Origin of the sequence: Onishia taeanensis (genome assembly GCF_003268885.1) — a bacterium.
GTDB classification, from domain to species: Bacteria; Pseudomonadota; Gammaproteobacteria; order Pseudomonadales; family Halomonadaceae; genus Onishia; species Onishia taeanensis_A.
In genome coordinates this window covers 151,823-167,689 of record NZ_QLSX01000002.1, presented here as the reverse complement: position 1 = coordinate 167,689, position 15,867 = coordinate 151,823, and the positions used below count along the sequence as shown (strand labels likewise).

The window sequence follows — 15,867 nt, the reverse complement described above, 5'->3', positions numbered from 1 at the left end:
CCGCGGGGCCCATTATGGAAGAGAGAGCGGAGGAGGCAAAGTTTCCTTGGTTCTCGAACTCGGGCAGTGGCGCTGTGAGCGCCGCTGCTGGGCCATAGACATAAGTCTACAGGCTCCAGGCTCATAGGATGCGCGAATAGCGCTCTTTGGCCTGCTCGGGCAGCCGAGCGTCGAAGGCCATGGCCAGATGCCGGATCAGCAGGCGCCCACGCGGCGTCACGGTCAGCCGGCTGCCGTGCTGTTCGATCAGGCCATCCTCGATGCTGGAAGCCAGGCGGGCCAGGGCATCGTCGAGCCAGAGCATCGCGTCGAGGCCGAATTCGTGCCCCAGCGTCTCAAGATCGAGCGCCATGTCACACATCAGCCGTTCGATGGCGCGGCGGCGAAGGCGGTCGTCGAGGCTCAGCCGGATGCCCTTGACGGTGGCCAGCCGCCCGGCGTCCAGCGCCACTTCGTAGTCGCCGAGCGCCGTGGGATTCTGGGCATAGCAGTCATCCACCCGACTGATGGCCGAAACGCCCAGCCCTACCAGGTCGCTGTTGCCGTGTGTCGAATACCCCTGGAAGTTGCGGGTCATGGTGCCCTGGCGCTGAGCGCGGGCCAGGCTGTCGTCGGGCAGCGCGAAGTGATCCATGCCGATGTGCACATAGCCCGCGTCTTCGAGCATGTCGATGCTTGTCTGCAGCATGGCCAGCTTGGCGTCACTGTCCGGCAGGTCGGCCTCACGGATGCGACGCTGGGGCGCAAAACGACTGGGCAGGTGGGCATAGTTGAACACCGACAGCCGCGGCGGGGTCATTTCGATGACCTGGGCGAGCGTTGCGGCGAAGCTCGACGGCGTCTGGTGCGGCAGGCCATAGATCAGATCGAGGTTCAGCGAGCGAAATCCCAGCCGTCGGGCCTCGTCGATCAGCGTTTCGGTCAGTACCCGGGGCTGGACCCGGTTGATGGCCTGCTGGACCTTGGGGTCCAGGTCCTGAACGCCGAGACTCAGCCGGTTGAAGCCCAGTGCCTGAAGGTGACGCAGGGTCAGCACGTTCGCCTCCCGAGGGTCGATCTCGATGGAGTAGTCGCGATCGGGCGCGTTGCTGAGGCCGAAGCGCGCATCCAGGCGGTCGAACAGATCCCCCATCTGGCCAAGCGTCAGGAAGGTGGGGGTGCCGCCGCCCCAGTGCAGCTGGGTGACCTCGCGGGCGGTGTCCAACCGGCGGCTGGTGAGCACCATCTCGCGATCGATTCGGGAAAGGTATGGCTCGGCCAGCCGGGTGTTCTTGGTGGCGATCTTGTTGCAGGCGCAGTAGAAGCAGATGCGCCGGCAGAAGGGCACATGCACATACAGCGACAGCGGACGGGACCTTGCGTTGCTGCGCACCAGCGCCGCCTCGAAGTCCTCGGCGCCGAAGCCCTGGTGAAAGGAGGGCGCGGTCGGGTAGGAGGTGTAGCGCGGCCCGCTGATGTCATAGCGCTTGAGCAGCGCCGGGTCCCAGGCATGGGACGACGAGGGGGCGGGCATGGGGCTAAACATCACTGCATACTCCACTGGATGCGAATGCCTCCAGTCTAGTGTCGCCAGAGGCCTGGCCCCTTGCGCCAGGTCAAGTCCCGTGGAAATGGCGGCCCGCCAGGTTTATATCAGCCGCCAGGCGCTGGCCAGCTGCCAGAGCGCGAAGGCGATGATCAGCCCCGCCGCCAGGGCGCGGGTTGCTGGGTGGCGGATCAGGCGGCCAAGCGAGCGTGCGGCGAGGCCAGTGGCGAGCAGAGCGGGCAGGGTGCCGAGCCCGAAGGCCCCCATCAGGGCGGTGCCCGCGAGGGGCTCGGCGGTGGCCAGGCTCCAGGCCAGCATCGAATAGACCAGCCCGCAGGGCAGCCAGCCCCAGACGGCCCCCAAGGCGACGGCCTGGGGCAGGCTAACTACCGGCATCAGGCGTCGGCCGACCGGTTCCAGATGGCGCCACAGGCGCCGCCCCAGGGCCTCGACTCTGAGCAGGCCCTTCCACCAGTTGGCGATATACAGCGCCATCAGGATCAGCATGACGGCGGAAAGCGTCGACAGCGCCAGGCGCACCCCGCTGGCGAGCCCGCCGATCAGGGTGCCGAGCCCGGCCACCAGGGCGCCGGCGAGCATGTAGCTCCCAATGCGGCCCAGGTTGTAGCCGAGCAACAGGCCGGTGAGCCTTGCCGGATGGCGCATGCTGGGCGGTACGGCGAAACTCAGCGCGCTCATGATGCCACCGCACATGCCGATGCAGTGGGCGCCCCCGAGCAGGCCGAAGACGAAGGCGGCGGCCAGCGGCGGCAGATCGAGGCCGGTTGGGTTCATCGCGGCCCGGCCTCCCGGCCATCGTCTTTATTGCTTGTTTCTTCTCCTTCTCTTTCTTCTTGCCTTGCTCCTTCTTCCTTGAGTTCAGCGCGACTGTTGTCGTCTGCGCCCTGCGGGGTCGTCTCTTCATTAGGCTGGGCATCACCGGGTTGGGCCTGGGGCTTATTCGCGGGCGTGGTTTTCGCCTGTTCGCGGCGCAGGCGGGCGGCCGGCGAGAGGTCATTGTCGTCATCGTCGAAGAGTATGCGATGCGCTGGACCTTCGAGGTCATCGAACTGGTCGTTCTTGACCGCCCAGAAGAACGCCCAGACGGCCAGCGACAGCAGCAGCAGGGATAACGGGATCAGCAGGTAGAGAATGCTCATAGAGGCTCTGTTCGGGCGTGAGGCGGCGGCGTGGCAGCGGTGACTACGCTTCGATGGGGGCGGCCCAGCCGCAGAGCGTTGCCGACCACCACCAGCGAGCTTGCCGACATGCCGATGGCGGCGAGCCAGGGCGGTACCAGGCCGCAGGCGGCCAGCGGCAGGGCGGTCAGGTTGTAGCAAAGCGCCCAGCCCAAGTTCTGGCGAATGATGCGGCGGGTGGCACGGCTGACCTCGATGGCCTCGACGATACGCGACAGATGCGGGCTGAGCAGCACGGCATCGGCACGGGTACGGGCCAGATCGGTGGCGCCGTTCATGGCGATCGACACCTCGGCGCCGGCCAGTACCGGCACGTCGTTGATGCCGTCGCCGACCATCACCACCGATTCCCCCTGCGCCTGAAGGGCTTCGACACGGGCGAGCTTGTCTTCGGGGCTGGCGCCGGCACGCCAGTCCTCGATGCCCAGCCGCTGCGCGAGGTCCTCAACCGATGCCTCCTGGTCGCCGGAGAGCAGCTCGACCGACAGCCCCAGGCGCTTTAGAGCTTGCACGGTGGTTGGGGCGTCGTCGCGCAGATCATCCTTGAGCGCGAACCAGGCGCGCGGCTTCCCCTCGCAGGCGAGCAGCAGCCACTGGCCTTGGCCGGGTGGCGGCGGGGCGTCGCTGCCGGCGGCGAAAGCGGGCTTGCCAAGCCGCCAGCGGCGACCCTCGAGGCCGCCTTCCAGTCCTTGTCCGGGGCGGTTGATCACTGTCTCGGCGCTGATGGTGACGTCTCGGTGAGGGCTGAACGCCCGCGCGATGGGGTGCTCGGAGTGCGCCTCCAGGGCCGCGGCGATGGCGCGCGCCCGCTGTGTCTCGAACCCGGCCACAGGATGCGTCTCGACAAGCGTCATGCGGCCGGTGGTCAGGGTGCCGGTCTTGTCGAAGATGACCCGGCTAGCCTGGGCGAGTCCCTCGAGGGCGTGGGCGCGGGTGATCAGGAATCCACGGCGGCGCAGCCGGCCGTGGCTTGCGGTCAGCGCCGTGGGCGTGGCCAGCGCCAGAGCGCAGGGACAGGTCACCACCAGCACCGAGAGCGTTACCCACAGCGCCCGTGACGGGTCGATGAAGGCCCAGGCAATGGCCACGCCGAGGCTCACTACCAGCAGGCGTAGCACGAAGAGGTGCGCCCAGCGGCTGGCCAGTTCGGCGATGCGCGGGCGCTTGGCAAAGGCCCGGTCGGTGAGATCGAGGATCGCCGAAGCACGGGCCTCGTGGCCGACATGGGTAACGCGCACCACCAGCGGGCTATCGACGTTGTGGCTGCCGCCGGTAACGGCGTCTCCCGGGCGGCGGGTGACCGGGCGGGACTCGCCGGTGAGCATCGATTCATCCAGGCTCGAGGTGCCGTCTTCGATCACCCCGTCGGCAGGCACGCCATGGCCGGGTCGCACCAGCACCCGGTCGCCGGCGGTCAGGCGGTTGGCGGGCAGCACGCGCTCGCTGCCATCGGCCTCGAGGCGAGTCGCCGAGGCGGGCAGCACCCCGGCCATCGCATTGCCGCTATGGCCGCTGCGGCGTCGGGCGCGCATCTCGATATAGCGTCCGAACAGCAGGAAGAAGGTGAACATCGACACCGAGTCGAAGTAGACCTCGCCCTGACCGGAAAGCACCGCGTAGCCGCTGGCGAGATAGGCCCCACCGATCGCGAGCGACACCGGTACGTCCATGCCCAGGGTGCGGTTGCGCAGATCGCGCAGGGCGTTGTGGAAGAAGGGCGCCGCCGAGAACAGCACCACCGGGGTGGCCAGGGCGAAGGACAGCCAGTGAAAGAGCACCAGGAAGTCCCTGGACATCTCGCCGGGGTCGCTCAAGTAGATCGGCACGGAGAACATCATCACCTGCATCATCGCCACGGCGGCGACGATCAGCCGGCGCACGCCCATGCGCTCGTCATGCTTGAGCCGCTGCTGCGCCTGGTCGGGCGCGTAAGGCTGAGCGGGATAGCCGATAGCGGCGAGCTCGGCGAGCAGCTGCGAGAGGGCGATGCGCGCCGGGTCCCAGCTGATGCTTAGCCGGTGATGACTCAGGTTCACGGCGCTTGAGGTGACGCCATCGAGCGCGTTCAGGCGATGCTCGATCAGCCAGGCGCAGGCCGCGCAGGTGATGCCATCTACCGCTAGAGTGGCGGTCAGGCCATCGCCGTTGGCGTGCACGAATTCGCTTTGCAGTGCCGGGTCGTCGAACACCTGCCAGGTTTCAGCCTGGGCGCGCCGGGTGCTCGAATCGCTCGAGGGCCGTTCGGGCAGTTCGGTGCGAAAGCGGTAGTAACTCGAGAGTCCGCCCTCGACGATAGCGTGGGCCACCGCCTCGCAGCCGGGACAGCACAGCGAGTGGGCCCGGTCATCGAGCACCAGCTGCCAGGGGGCGCCGGCGGGCACCGGGCTGCCGCAGTGATAGCAGCCGGTGTCGACACCCTGTGACGCCGCCTCGACACTCATGAGGCGGCTGGCGTGATCTGAATGATGCGCTTATCGGTCATGGCGCTCACTGGCTATCGTCGGGCGCCTGGGCCTTCAGGCGGAAGGCCTCTGCACTGGGGAAGGTCGCTTCACCCTGCAGGCGCCATTCGGGGTCCTGAACGTCGGGCTCCAGCTGCAGGTACCAGCGATACTCGAGCTGGCTTGGCGCCTGGCCGACATAGTGTCTGCCGCGGACGTGCTCAAGGATCAACTGCTGGTCGCGATCGTCGCGGGTGGGGAAGGTCAGCGTCAGCAGGAGTCGCTGGGGCCGGGCCTCGCCGCTGAGATCGACATTGATGTCACCGGTCAGGTCATCGACTCGGATCCTGGCGGCCATGCCCATCTCGGTGGCTCGGTGGTCCTGGGCGATCACCTGGTTGATGGCCAGTCCCGTCTTGTAATAATTGTCCTCGACCATGCCGTCGTAGCTGGTGATCGACAGCACCAGAAAGGTGGTGCCGGCGATGATCGATGAGCCGAGCACGGCCAGAAGCATCCAGGGCCAGAACTCCTTGTACCACGGGTTAGTCGGCTGTGAGTTCAAGGTCATCTCCTGATCTGTCCGATGAAGCGGGTCTCATGCTCTTGGCGAATGTCGTCATCGCTGGCCTCAAGAATCACCTGAAGTTCGTGGCTGGGCAGACTGATGGTATCGGCGTCGACGACGGCCTGCAGGGTGACTAGGCGGCTGTCGCCCGCGCCAATGGTGACCGCCTCGCTGCCGATCAGTTCGATGCCCGGCAGACCCTGCATGCTGATGCGGTAGGTATGCTCGCGGTCATCCAGGTTGCGGATGGTCAGGGTATAAGCGTTGCTGATGCGCCCGTCCGGTGTCATCTGGTAGAGCTGGTTACGGTCTCGCTCGATATCGAACTCCAGGGTGTCTCGGTCGCTCACCGCCCAGGCGAATAGCCCGACCATCACCAGCAGGGCCGCCAGATAGCCGATCAGCCGCGGACGCAGGATATGGGTCGTGCCGCCTTCCAGGGCATGCTCGGTGGTATAGCGGATCAGGCCACGGGGGTAGCCCATTTTGTCCATCACGCTGTCGCAGGCATCGATACAGGCCGCGCAGCTGATGCATTCGTACTGCAGACCATCGCGGATATCGATGCCGGTGGGACAGACCTGCACGCACAGATCGCAGTCGATGCAGTCGCCGAGCCCGGCGGCACGGTGGTCGGTGGACTTCTTGCGGGCGCCACGCGGTTCGCCGCGGGCGATGTCATAGGACACGACGAGGGTATCCTGATCGAACATTACCGACTGGAAACGGGCATAGGGGCACATGTAGATGCACACCTGTTCGCGCAGCCAGCCGGCGTTCAAGTAGGTGAATACCGTGAAGAACCCGGTCCAGAACAGCGCCCAGCCGCCCAGCTCGAAGTGGGCGAGGTCGGCGATAAGCCCCTCGATGGGCGTGAAGTAGCCGACGAATGCCAGTCCGGTGGCCAGGGCGATGATGAGCCACAGCAGGTGCTTTGTCCCCTTGCGCCAGGCCTTGTCGAGGCTCATGGGCTGCTGGTCGAGCTTGATGCGGCGGTTGCGACGGCCTTCGGTGACTTTCTCGGCCCAGATGTAGAGCCAGGTCCAGACGCTCTGCGGGCAGGTATAGCCGCACCACACCCGGCCGGCGAAGACGGTGATGAAGAAGAGTCCGAAGGCGCAGATGATTAACAGCCAGGACAGCAGTATGAATTCCTGGGGATAGAAGGTGCCGCCGAAGATATGGAACTGGCGGGCGGGCAGGTCGAACAGGATCAGCGGACGACCGCCCCAGGAGAGCCAGGGCAGACCGAAGAACAGGCCCATCAACACCCAGTTGGAGGCGCGTCTCAGACGCTGGAAGACGCCCTTGATCTCGCGCACGTAAATGTGACGCCGGCTTTGGTACATGGCGGTGGACGTCGCTGGCGCCGGGTCATGGTGGCCGACGCTTGCGTCTGTCGTTACGTCTTGAGTGGGAATCCTGTCGGACATGACATCACCGCGTCGGCTCGGGGCTCTTGGGGGCCCGGCGGATGCCGGGCACATCGCTATTGTAGCGGGCGGTTAGCTGGCAGGCGGCCGGGTGCGACGGCGAGACGCACCCGGCGAGCGATGGCTCAGTTCGAGAGGCTGTAAACGTAAGCGGCGACCAGGTGCACCTTGTTCTCGCCGATGTAGGGGGCTTGAGCGGGCATATGACCGTTGCGGCCATTGCGCAGGGTCTGACGGATGGCGTCGCCAAGCGGCTGGCCGGGCTGGCGGTAGAGCCAGATGTCGTCGGTCAGATTGGGGGCGCCCAGCGCCTGATTGCCCTTGGCTTGCGGCCCGTGGCAGGCCACGCAGGAGGCGGCGAAGATCGGCTGGCCAAGGGCGGCGGCGTCGGCGTCATGCTCGGCGCCGGAGAGCGACATCACGTAGTTGGCCACATTGTCGATGTTGGTCTCGCCGAGCTGCTGCCAGGCGGGCATCAGGCCGTTGCGCCCGTTGCGCAGGGTGGTCTTGATGTTCTCCGGCGCGCCGCCGTAAAGCCAGTCGTCGTCGGTCAGGTTGGGGAAGCCGTAGCCGCCCTGGGCGTTGGAGCCGTGGCAGACCGCACAGTTATTGAGGAAGATGCGCTCGCCGACGCGCATGGCCTCGCTGTCCTTGGCAAGCTCCGGCACCGGCACGTTGTTGTACTGAGCGAAGATCGGCGCATAGCGCTCCTCGGCGCGCGCCACTTCCTGGTCCCACTGGCTTTCCTGGGTCCAGCCGAGCAGGCCGCCATAGTTGCCAAGCCCGGGATAGAGGGCGAGATAGCCGAGCGCGAAGATGATGGTGCCGGCGAACAGCATGAACCACCAGCGTGGCAGCGGGTTGTCATATTCCTCGATGCCATCGGCCTGGTGGCCGGTGGTGCCCACGTTGCCCTCGGCGTCCGGGACCTTGTCGGTCTTGCGGTTGGCAAACAGGATCCACCAGCAGAAGGCGATGGTGCCCAGCGTGATGACGATGATCCAACCACTCCAGAAGCCTGAAAGGGAGTCGCCCCATAGGTTGTTCATGTGTTCTTGTCTCCCCTGTCCTGTCGGGAATCCACCTCGTCCGGCGAGGCACGGTCGTCATGCATCACGTCGTCCTGTTCGTCGGCGAAGGGCAGGTTGGCTGCCTCATCGAAGTCCTTGCGGCGACGCTTCGAGTAGGCCCAGGCCACGATGCCCAGAAAGGCGATCAGGATCAGCAGGGTGGTGATGCCGCGAAAGGTGCCCATGTCCATGATCAGCGCGCACCCTTGAGTACGGTGCCCAACTGCTGCAGGTAGGCGACCAGCGCGGTGATTTCCTGTTCGCCGCGAATCCTGTCCCCGGCGCCGGCGATCTGCTCGTCGGTGTAGGGCACGCCCATGCTTTGCAGGGCGCGCATCTTGGTCTCGGTGGCCTCACCGTCGAGGGTGTTGGCGAACAGCCAGGGATAGGCCGGCATCTTGGATTCCGGCACCACGTCACGCGGGTTGTACAGGTGCGCCCGGTGCCAGTCGTCCGAGTAGCGGCCGCCGACCCGCGCCAGGTCCGGGCCGGTGCGCTTGGAGCCCCACAGGAAGGGGTGATCGTAGACGAACTCGCCGGCGACGCTGTAGTGCCCGTAGCGCTCGGTCTCGGCGCGGAAGGGGCGCACCATCTGCGAGTGGCAGCCGACACAGCCCTCGCGGATGTAGATATCGCGGCCTTCGAGTTCCAGCGGGCTCAGCGGTTCGAGGCCCGCCACCGGCTGGGTCGTCTCCTTCTGGAAGAACAGCGGGACGATCTCGGCCAGGCCGCCGAAACTGATCACCAACAGGATCAGCACGGCGAGCAGCCCCACGTTCTTTTCGACTATCTCGTGTCTCATCGGTGCAGGTTCCCTGTTAGGCGGTCTGAGGAAGCGGCTGGGGCTCGGTGTTGCTGCGCTTGACCGTCATGTAGACGTTCAAGGCCATGAGCAGCATGCCGGTGACCCAGAACAGGCCGCCGATCCAGCGCACCACATAGCCGGGATGGCTGGCCTCGAGGGCTTCAACGAAGGTGTACATCAGGGTGCCGTCGGCGTTGACCGCCCGCCACATCAGGCCCTGCAGGATGCCGTTGACCCACATCGCGGCGATATAGAGCACGGTGCCAATGGTCGCGAGCCAGAAATGCACGGCGATCAGTTTGACCGAGTACATTTCGGTGTCTCCGTAAAGCCGTGGGATCAGGTGGTACATGGAGCCGATGGTGATCATGGCCACCCAGCCCAGAGCCCCCGAATGCACGTGACCGATGGTCCAGTCGGTGTAGTGGGACAGCGCATTGACGGTCTTCACCGCCATCATTGGTCCCTCGAAGGTCGACATGCCGTAGAACGACAGCGCCACCACCAGGAAGCGCAGGGTCGGGTCGGTGCGCAGCTTATGCCAGGCGCCGGACAGGGTCATCATGCCGTTGATCATGCCGCCCCAGGAGGGGGCCAGCAGGATGATCGACATGATCATGCCCAGCGACTGCGCCCAGTCGGGCAGGGCGGTGTAGTGCAGGTGGTGAGCGCCGGCCCACATGTAGGTGGTGATCAGCGCCCAGAAGTGCACGATCGACAGACGATAGGAATAGATCGGACGCTCGGCCTGCTTGGGCACGAAGTAGTACATCATGCCGAGGAAGCCCGCCGTCAGGAAAAAGCCCACGGCGTTGTGGCCCCACCACCACTGCACCATGGCGTCCACTGCGCCGGGATAGATCGAGTAAGACTTGAAGGCCCCGACCGGAATGGCGGCGTTGTTGACGATGTGCAGCACGGCCACCGTCAGGATGAAGGCGGCATAGAACCAGTTTGCCACGTAGATATGCGCGGTCTTGCGCTGCTTGATCGTGCCCAGGAACACGATGGCATAGCTGATCCAGACCACCGCGATCAGAATGTTGATCGGCCACTCGAGCTCGGCATACTCCTTGGAGGTGGTGAAGCCCAGCGGCAGCGTGATGACCGCCGACACGATCACCGCCTGCCAGCCCCAGAACGTGAAGGCGGCGAGCCGGTCGGAGATGAGGCGAACCTGACAGGTGCGCTGCACCACATAGTACGACGTCGCCATCAGCGCCGAGCCGCCGAAGGCGAAGATCACCGCATTGGTGTGCAGCGGGCGCAGGCGGCCGAAGCTCGTCCACGGCAACCCCAGGTTGAGTTCCGGCCAGACCAGCTGCGCGGCAATGATCACACCCAGGCTCATGCCTATGATGCCCCATACCACCGTCATGATCGCGAACTGCCGAACTACCTTGTAGTTGTAGACCGGATGCTCAAATGCTGTGTTCATGTCAGGTTCCCGTTGAACGCGGTGTCGGGGAGACGTCCAAAACCGGAGTGTGCCCGAGGCATGCCGCCGCCATAATGATGCAGATCAAGAGTCTGGAAGCGATTCTAGCCCAGCGCTCGTGGCACCCGCACCAGAAGCTCATGCACATTTCCGTTATTACTTTTTGATTATTAATAGGAGAGTAAGTGGCATACCCCATCGACGCCAGCGAGTCGCTGAAAACACCGGCTGAACTCGGGCAACGACTCGCTCAGGGGCAGACGGGCACCTGGTGGATCGCAGAGCGAGGGCCAATCGACGTCAGCGGCGAGGCGCTCCATGGTCGACTGCTGTTGACCCACGGTGCCGGGGCCGGCCAGGACTCGACTTTCCTGGTCGCGCTGCGCGAGGCGCTTGGCCAGGCCGGGGTGCAGGTGCTGGCGATCGAGTTTGCCTACCTGCAGCAGATGCGACAGGAAGGCCGCCGGCGACCGCCGCCCAAGGTCGAACGGCTGGTGGAAGAGCTGGCCGGCTGGTGCGACTTTTTGTCGCAGGCTGGGCTGCCCGCTCCCTGGCTCGGCGGCAAGTCGATGGGGGGGCGCGTGGCGAGCCTGCTGGCCGCCGAGCTGGGTGACTCACCGCAGACCGCAACGGGAAGCGAGCGGGCGAATCAGCCGATGGTGGCCGGCCTGGTGCTGTGTGGTTATCCCTTTCATCCGCCTGGCAAGCCCGAGCGAACCCGGCTGGCGCATTGGCCGGCGCTTGCCTGTCCGACGCTGGTGCTGCAAGGCACACGTGATCCCTTCGGCCGACGCGAGGAAGTGGAGGGCTATGCGCTGCCCGCCTGCGCCGAGGTTCACTTTCTGGAGGCGGGAGATCATGACTGGACGCCGACCCGCCGCAGCGGGTTGCGTCAGTCTGATTTGATTGCTGAGGCGGCAGAAGCGATCGCCGCCCGCATGGCCCTCGCCAAAGCCGATGCATAAGCCTCTGCATCGATAGGCGAGTTGCCGGTAGATGAAATCCTTGGGCGCGTATGGGCCGAATGCGCCAACAGGCGCCAGCGGAATCAGATGAATCTTCCGGTAGCGCAAGACGGGGTGATCGAGCACTGAATTGCCCACCGCCCGCGCATGGCGCGGCTTTGCGCACGTTAAGAGCGCAAGTTGATGAATGCCCTGTGAAATTCGGGCTGCTCTCTGACGAATTATTTGTGTCGCTGGCGTTGACTTTGGTCCGTCGCCCTGTAGAATGCAGCGCCACGTCCCCAAGGGTGGTTAGCTCAGTTGGAAGAGCACCAGCCTTACAAGCTGGGGGTCACTGGTTCGAGCCCAGTACCACCCACCATCTCTTCGAGATGCCCTGGAGGCGTAGAGAAAAAATGCGGACTGGTAGTTCAGTTGGTTAGAATGCCGGCCTGTCACGCCGGAGGTCGCGGGTTCGAGTCCCGTCCAGTCCGCCACTTTTCTCATTTAGTAGTTAAGCAGTACCAAGGCAAGTGTTGACTTGTTGTTCGATGGACTGGTAGTTCAGTTGGTTAGAATGCCGGCCTGTCACGCCGGAGGTCGCGGGTTCGAGTCCCGTCCAGTCCGCCATCGATCATTCAATTACGCGCCGCCTATCGAATATGTGGGTGATTAGCTCAGCTGGTTAGAGCACCAGCTTCACATGCTGGGGGTCACTGGTTCGAGTCCAGTATCACCCACCACGCGGACCGGTAGTTCAGTTGGTTAGAATGCCGGCCTGTCACGCCGGAGGTCGCGGGTTCGAGTCCCGTCCGGTCCGCCATTTCGATACCCGATATTAACCCTGAGCCTTGTGGCTTGGGGTTTTGTCGTTTCTGGCCCTGTGGTTTCCTCGCCGCCTCGAGGCGCTCTGGTTGTATCCTGCCCTCGTTGCGCCTGTTTACTTCTCTCTCCTAACACCTGTCCTTACGTCTGTCCTTACGTCTGCTTTAATTGCTTGTCCGCACGATCTGGTTTTACTGTCCTAGGCGCCTGCGGGGTCGATGGTCGACCTTGGCCGTCTTGCGGCCCTGGCTGGACTGTCATACGGTTGTTTGAAATCAAGCCGTGCCATCGTGCGAGGACTCGCCGTGACGACCTATCCGCATCTGTTCCAACCGCTGACGCTGGGTAACCTGACCCTGCCCAATCGTGTGCTGATGGGCTCGATGCACACCAACCTCGAGGAAGCGCCCGACGGCTTCGACCGGCTGGCGACCTTCTACGCTGAGCGGACCCGGGCCGGCGTAGGGTTGATCGTCACCGGCGGCATCGCCCCCAACCCGGAGGGCGCGGTTTTCCAGGGCGCCGCCAAGCTTACCAACGCGCATGAAGCGCGCGCTCACCGCCCGGTGACCGAGGCGGTGCACGGCGAGGGCGGGCGCATCTGCCTGCAGATTCTGCATGCCGGCCGCTATGCCTACTCCCCCGAGCTGGTGGCTCCTTCGGCGATTCGCGCGCCGATCAGCGCCTTCACTCCTCGAGCGCTGGAAGGTGACGAGGTCGAGCAGCAGATCGAGGACTATGTGCGCTGTGCCCGCCTGGCCTTGGATGCCGGCTATGACGGCGTCGAAGTGATGGGCTCAGAGGGGTATCTGATCAACCAGTTTCTGTGCCGGCGAACCAACCAGCGCGAGGATGCCTGGGGCGGGGATTTCGCCGCCCGCATGCGCTTTCCGGTGGAGATCGTGCGCCGCATCCGCGCCGCTCTGGGGGCGGACTTCCTGATCATCTTTCGCCTGTCGATGCTGGATCTGGTCGATGAGGGCAGCAGCTGGCAGGAAGTGGTCGCACTGGGTCGCGCCCTCGAAGAAGCCGGAGTGGATCTCATCAATACCGGCATCGGCTGGCACGAGGCGCGGGTGCCGACCATCGTCACCAGCGTGCCACGGGCCGCCTTCACCGAGGTGACGCGGCGCATGAAGGCGGAGCTCTCGGTGCCCTTGATCACCACCAATCGCATCAACATGCCAGAGGTCGCTGAGCGCGTGCTGGCCGAGGGGCACGCCGACCTAGTGTCCATGGCCAGACCCTTCCTCGCCGACCCCGATTGGCTGTCGAAGGCACATGAGGGGCGCAGCGACGAGATCAACACCTGCATCGCCTGCAACCAGGCCTGCCTCGATCATACCTTTCAGGGCAAGCTGACCTCCTGTCTGGTCAACCCGCGGGCCTGTCATGAGACCGAGCTTTCGATCACGCCGGCCGAATCGCCCCAGGACATCGCCGTGGTCGGCGCCGGGCCGGCGGGGCTGGCGACAGCGGTCACCGCCGCCAGCCGCGGCCATCGGGTGGTGCTCTTCGAGCGCGCGGGCGAGGTGGGCGGGCAGTTCAACTATGCCCGGCGGATTCCCGGCAAGGAGGAGTTCAACGAGACGCTGCGCTACTACACGGTGATGCTCGATAAATACGGCGTCGACGTGCGCCTGAACACCCAAGCGACCCTGGAGGCTCTCAAGGGCTTCTCGGCCGTGGTGCTGGCAAGCGGCGTCCGCCCGCGTCGCCTCGACTTGCCGGGCAGCGAACACCCCAGTGTGCTGAGCTACCCCGAGGCGATTCGCCACCCCGAACGGGTCGGCCCGCGGGTGGCGATCATCGGTGCCGGTGGCATCGGCTTCGATGTCGCGGAACTGCTGACCCATGGCGCGCAGGAGGGTGCCTCGGATCAGGCAGCGGAGCAGGTAGCAGGCCAGGACTCAGATCAGGTCTCAGACAAGAGCTGGGACCCGGGCTCACAACAGGCGCTGGGCGACTGGTGTCGGGAGTGGGGCGTCGATCTCTCGGCCCACGAGGGTGCGGGGCTTACCGCTGCCCAGCGTCCACCGGTGACGCGCCGCGTGACCCTGCTGCAGCGCAAGGCCAGCAAGCCCGGCAAGGGGCTCGGCACTAGCACGGGCTGGGTGCACCGGGCCTCGCTGCGTCATCGTGGCGTCGAGACGCTGGCAGGCTGCGAGTATCTGTCTATCGACGATGCCGGGTTGCATGTGCGCGTGGCGGGCGAGCCGCGGCTGCTCGAGGTCGACAGCATCGTGGTCTGTGCCGGCCAGGAGCCGGTGCGCGAGCTTTTCGCTCCGCTCGAGGCCGCCGGGGTGGCGGTGCACCTGATCGGTGGTGCCGACGAGGCCGCCGAGCTTGATGCCAAGCGGGCCATCGACCAGGGCACGCGGCTGGCGGCGCGTCTCTAGCGCTTTGGGTCGCCGTGGAATGGGCGATGAGGGCAAGCAGGTGCAGCCTCTCACGAGGGTGATAGACTGGCTTTAGCGTGCAATCCACGCCGACTGCCAGGGTGTTGCGATGAACCCCGTCGCAATGCGCCTTCGTGAACACTGTGTGTAAGGACACCTCAGATGGAACCCGACTGCACTCCGCGCTACTTGGCCAGTGACAACACCTCCGGGATCTGTCCAGAGGCCATGGAATACCTGCTCGAGGCCAATCGCAGCGATGATCTCGCTTATGGCAACGACAGCTGGACCGAGCGGGCGACCGACCGCTTTCGTGAACTCTTCGATTACGACTGCGACGTCTTCTTCGTCTTCAATGGCACGGCCGCCAACTCGCTGACGCTGGCCGCCATGGGGCGCAGCTATCACAGCGTGATCTGCCACGAGCTCGCCCATATCGAGACCGACGAATGCGGCGGGCCGGAATTCTTCTCCAACGGCGCCAAGCTGCTGACCTCGCCGGGCGAGCATGGCAAGCTGACGCCAGAGGGCATCGAGGCGCTGGTCACCAAACGCAGCGATATCCACTATCCCAAGCCCCGAGTGATCTCACTGACCCAGGCCACCGAGGTCGGCACTCTCTACAGCCTCGATGAACTGCGGGCGATTCGCGCCATGGCCGACAAGCATGACCTGCGTCTGCATATGGACGGCGCGCGCTTTGCCAACGCCTGTGCGGCGCTGAAGGTGTCGCCCGCCGAGCTGACCTGGCAGGTCGGCATCGACGCGCTGTGCTTTTCGGGCACCAAGAATGGCATGGCGATGGGCGAGGCAATCCTGTTTTTCAACCGTGAGCTGTCCGAGGATTTCGCCTACCGCTGCAAGCAGGCCGGCCAGCTGGCCTCCAAGATGCGCTTCATTGCCGCCCCCTGGCTGGGGCTCCTGGAAAGCGGCGCCTGGCGCACCAACGCCGAACATGCCAATGCCATGGCCCGTTATCTGGCCGACGGCCTGATTGGGCTGCCCGGCGTCGAGGCGATGTTCCCGACCGAGGCCAACAGCGTCTTCGTCAGCCTGCCGCCGGCGGCGATCGCGGAGCTCAAGGCTCGCGGCTGGACCTTCTACACGTTTATCGGCGCCGGCGGGGCGCGCTTCGTGTGTTCCTGGAACACCACCACCGAGTTGCTCGATGCGCTGCTCGACGATATGCGTGATGCCCTGAGCCAGGCTTGAGCCGCTTT

The 15,867-nt window shown here is 65.1% G+C and carries 12 protein-coding genes, 5 tRNA genes and 1 pseudogene; 8 read left to right on the top strand and 10 right to left on the bottom strand.

The window, feature by feature from the left end:
* Positions 1-121: 121 nt before the first annotated feature.
* The 10 genes and pseudogenes from hemN to ccoN all read right to left on the bottom strand — a co-directional run bounded on the left by hemN (position 122) and on the right by ccoN (position 10,479).
* The gene (gene hemN, locus BCL93_RS03535) at positions 122-1,525 is read right to left on the bottom strand and encodes an oxygen-independent coproporphyrinogen III oxidase (protein WP_112053737.1); all 1,404 of its coding nucleotides are present in this window, start codon (positions 1,523-1,525) and stop codon (positions 122-124) included.
* A gap of 102 nt (positions 1,526-1,627) precedes the next feature.
* The gene (locus BCL93_RS03530) at positions 1,628-2,320 is read right to left on the bottom strand and encodes a sulfite exporter TauE/SafE family protein (RefSeq protein ID WP_112053736.1); all 693 of its coding nucleotides are present in this window, start codon (positions 2,318-2,320) and stop codon (positions 1,628-1,630) included.
* A 161-nt stretch (positions 2,321-2,481) separates the two neighbouring features.
* Positions 2,482-2,685 (bottom strand): annotated as a pseudogene (gene ccoS, locus BCL93_RS03525) (cbb3-type cytochrome oxidase assembly protein CcoS); the annotation flags it as partial.
* Positions 2,682-5,165 carry a heavy metal translocating P-type ATPase gene (locus BCL93_RS03520; protein WP_112053735.1) on the bottom strand — a complete coding sequence of 828 codons (2,484 nt, stop codon included), beginning with the start codon at positions 5,163-5,165 and terminating at the stop codon, positions 2,682-2,684. The gene BCL93_RS03520 and the pseudogene ccoS, both read right to left, overlap by 4 nt.
* 46 nt (positions 5,166-5,211) lie before the next feature.
* Positions 5,212-5,736 (bottom strand): FixH family protein, encoded by a 525-nt coding sequence (locus tag BCL93_RS03515; RefSeq protein ID WP_112053734.1) that lies wholly within the window; start codon positions 5,734-5,736, stop codon positions 5,212-5,214.
* Positions 5,733-7,166: a cytochrome c oxidase accessory protein CcoG gene (gene ccoG / locus BCL93_RS03510; RefSeq protein ID WP_258395953.1), complete on the bottom strand. Its 1,434-nt coding sequence runs from the start codon at positions 7,164-7,166 to the stop codon at positions 5,733-5,735. The genes BCL93_RS03515 and ccoG overlap by 4 nt, the downstream gene beginning before the upstream one ends.
* Positions 7,167-7,291: 125 nt before the next feature.
* Complete coding sequence (ccoP, locus tag BCL93_RS03505; RefSeq protein WP_112053732.1) at positions 7,292-8,215, bottom strand: cytochrome-c oxidase, cbb3-type subunit III; 924 nt, start codon at positions 8,213-8,215, stop codon at positions 7,292-7,294.
* The gene (locus BCL93_RS03500; RefSeq protein WP_112053731.1) at positions 8,212-8,427 is read right to left on the bottom strand and encodes a cbb3-type cytochrome oxidase subunit 3; all 216 of its coding nucleotides are present in this window, start codon (positions 8,425-8,427) and stop codon (positions 8,212-8,214) included. The genes ccoP and BCL93_RS03500 overlap by 4 nt, the downstream gene beginning before the upstream one ends.
* A gap of 2 nt (positions 8,428-8,429) precedes the next feature.
* Complete coding sequence (gene ccoO, locus BCL93_RS03495; protein WP_112053730.1) at positions 8,430-9,038, bottom strand: cytochrome-c oxidase, cbb3-type subunit II; 609 nt, start codon at positions 9,036-9,038, stop codon at positions 8,430-8,432.
* Between the two features lie 16 nt (positions 9,039-9,054).
* A complete protein-coding gene (gene ccoN, locus BCL93_RS03490; RefSeq protein WP_112053729.1) occupies positions 9,055-10,479 on the bottom strand; it encodes a cytochrome-c oxidase, cbb3-type subunit I in 1,425 nt (474 codons plus the stop codon).
* A 185-nt stretch (positions 10,480-10,664) separates the two neighbouring features.
* Here ccoN and BCL93_RS03485 point away from each other — a divergent pair, with 185 nt between their 5' ends.
* The 8 genes from BCL93_RS03485 to BCL93_RS03450 all read left to right on the top strand — a co-directional run bounded on the left by BCL93_RS03485 (position 10,665) and on the right by BCL93_RS03450 (position 15,859).
* A complete protein-coding gene (locus BCL93_RS03485) occupies positions 10,665-11,444 on the top strand; it encodes an alpha/beta family hydrolase (protein ID WP_258395952.1) in 780 nt (259 codons plus the stop codon).
* 285 nt (positions 11,445-11,729) lie between these two features.
* Positions 11,730-11,805, top strand: a tRNA-Val gene (locus tag BCL93_RS03480).
* Positions 11,806-11,843: 38 nt separating this feature from the next.
* Positions 11,844-11,920 (top strand) — tRNA-Asp (locus BCL93_RS03475).
* Between the two features lie 56 nt (positions 11,921-11,976).
* A tRNA-Asp gene (locus tag BCL93_RS03470) sits at positions 11,977-12,053 on the top strand.
* A 36-nt stretch (positions 12,054-12,089) separates the two neighbouring features.
* Positions 12,090-12,166: transfer RNA gene (locus tag BCL93_RS03465), tRNA-Val, on the top strand.
* A 3-nt stretch (positions 12,167-12,169) separates the two neighbouring features.
* Positions 12,170-12,246: transfer RNA gene (locus BCL93_RS03460), tRNA-Asp, on the top strand.
* A 307-nt stretch (positions 12,247-12,553) separates the two neighbouring features.
* Positions 12,554-14,647 (top strand): NADPH-dependent 2,4-dienoyl-CoA reductase, encoded by a 2,094-nt coding sequence (locus BCL93_RS03455; protein ID WP_258395951.1) that lies wholly within the window; start codon positions 12,554-12,556, stop codon positions 14,645-14,647.
* Between the two features lie 162 nt (positions 14,648-14,809).
* Entirely contained in the window at positions 14,810-15,859 is a 1,050-nt protein-coding gene (locus BCL93_RS03450) for a threonine aldolase family protein (protein ID WP_112053727.1), read from the top strand.
* Positions 15,860-15,867 lie beyond the last annotated feature (8 nt).

Excerpts from the sequence above, each read along its gene's own strand:
- hemN (WP_112053737.1), bottom strand. The coding sequence starts at position 1,525 with ATGTTTAGCCCCATGCCCGCCCCCTCGTCGTCCCATGCCTGGGACCCG.
- BCL93_RS03530 (WP_112053736.1), bottom strand. The coding sequence starts at position 2,320 with ATGAACCCAACCGGCCTCGATCTGCCGCCGCTGGCCGCCGCCTTCGTC.
- BCL93_RS03520 (WP_112053735.1), bottom strand. The coding sequence starts at position 5,165 with ATGAGTGTCGAGGCGGCGTCACAGGGTGTCGACACCGGCTGCTATCAC.
- BCL93_RS03515 (WP_112053734.1), bottom strand. The coding sequence starts at position 5,736 with ATGACCTTGAACTCACAGCCGACTAACCCGTGGTACAAGGAGTTCTGG.
- ccoG (WP_258395953.1), bottom strand. The coding sequence starts at position 7,166 with ATGTCCGACAGGATTCCCACTCAAGACGTAACGACAGACGCAAGCGTC.
- ccoP (WP_112053732.1), bottom strand. The coding sequence starts at position 8,215 with ATGAACAACCTATGGGGCGACTCCCTTTCAGGCTTCTGGAGTGGTTGG.
- BCL93_RS03500 (WP_112053731.1), bottom strand. The coding sequence starts at position 8,427 with ATGGACATGGGCACCTTTCGCGGCATCACCACCCTGCTGATCCTGATC.
- ccoO (WP_112053730.1), bottom strand. The coding sequence starts at position 9,038 with ATGAGACACGAGATAGTCGAAAAGAACGTGGGGCTGCTCGCCGTGCTG.
- ccoN (WP_112053729.1), bottom strand. The coding sequence starts at position 10,479 with ATGAACACAGCATTTGAGCATCCGGTCTACAACTACAAGGTAGTTCGG.
- BCL93_RS03450 (WP_112053727.1), top strand. The coding sequence starts at position 14,810 with ATGGAACCCGACTGCACTCCGCGCTACTTGGCCAGTGACAACACCTCC.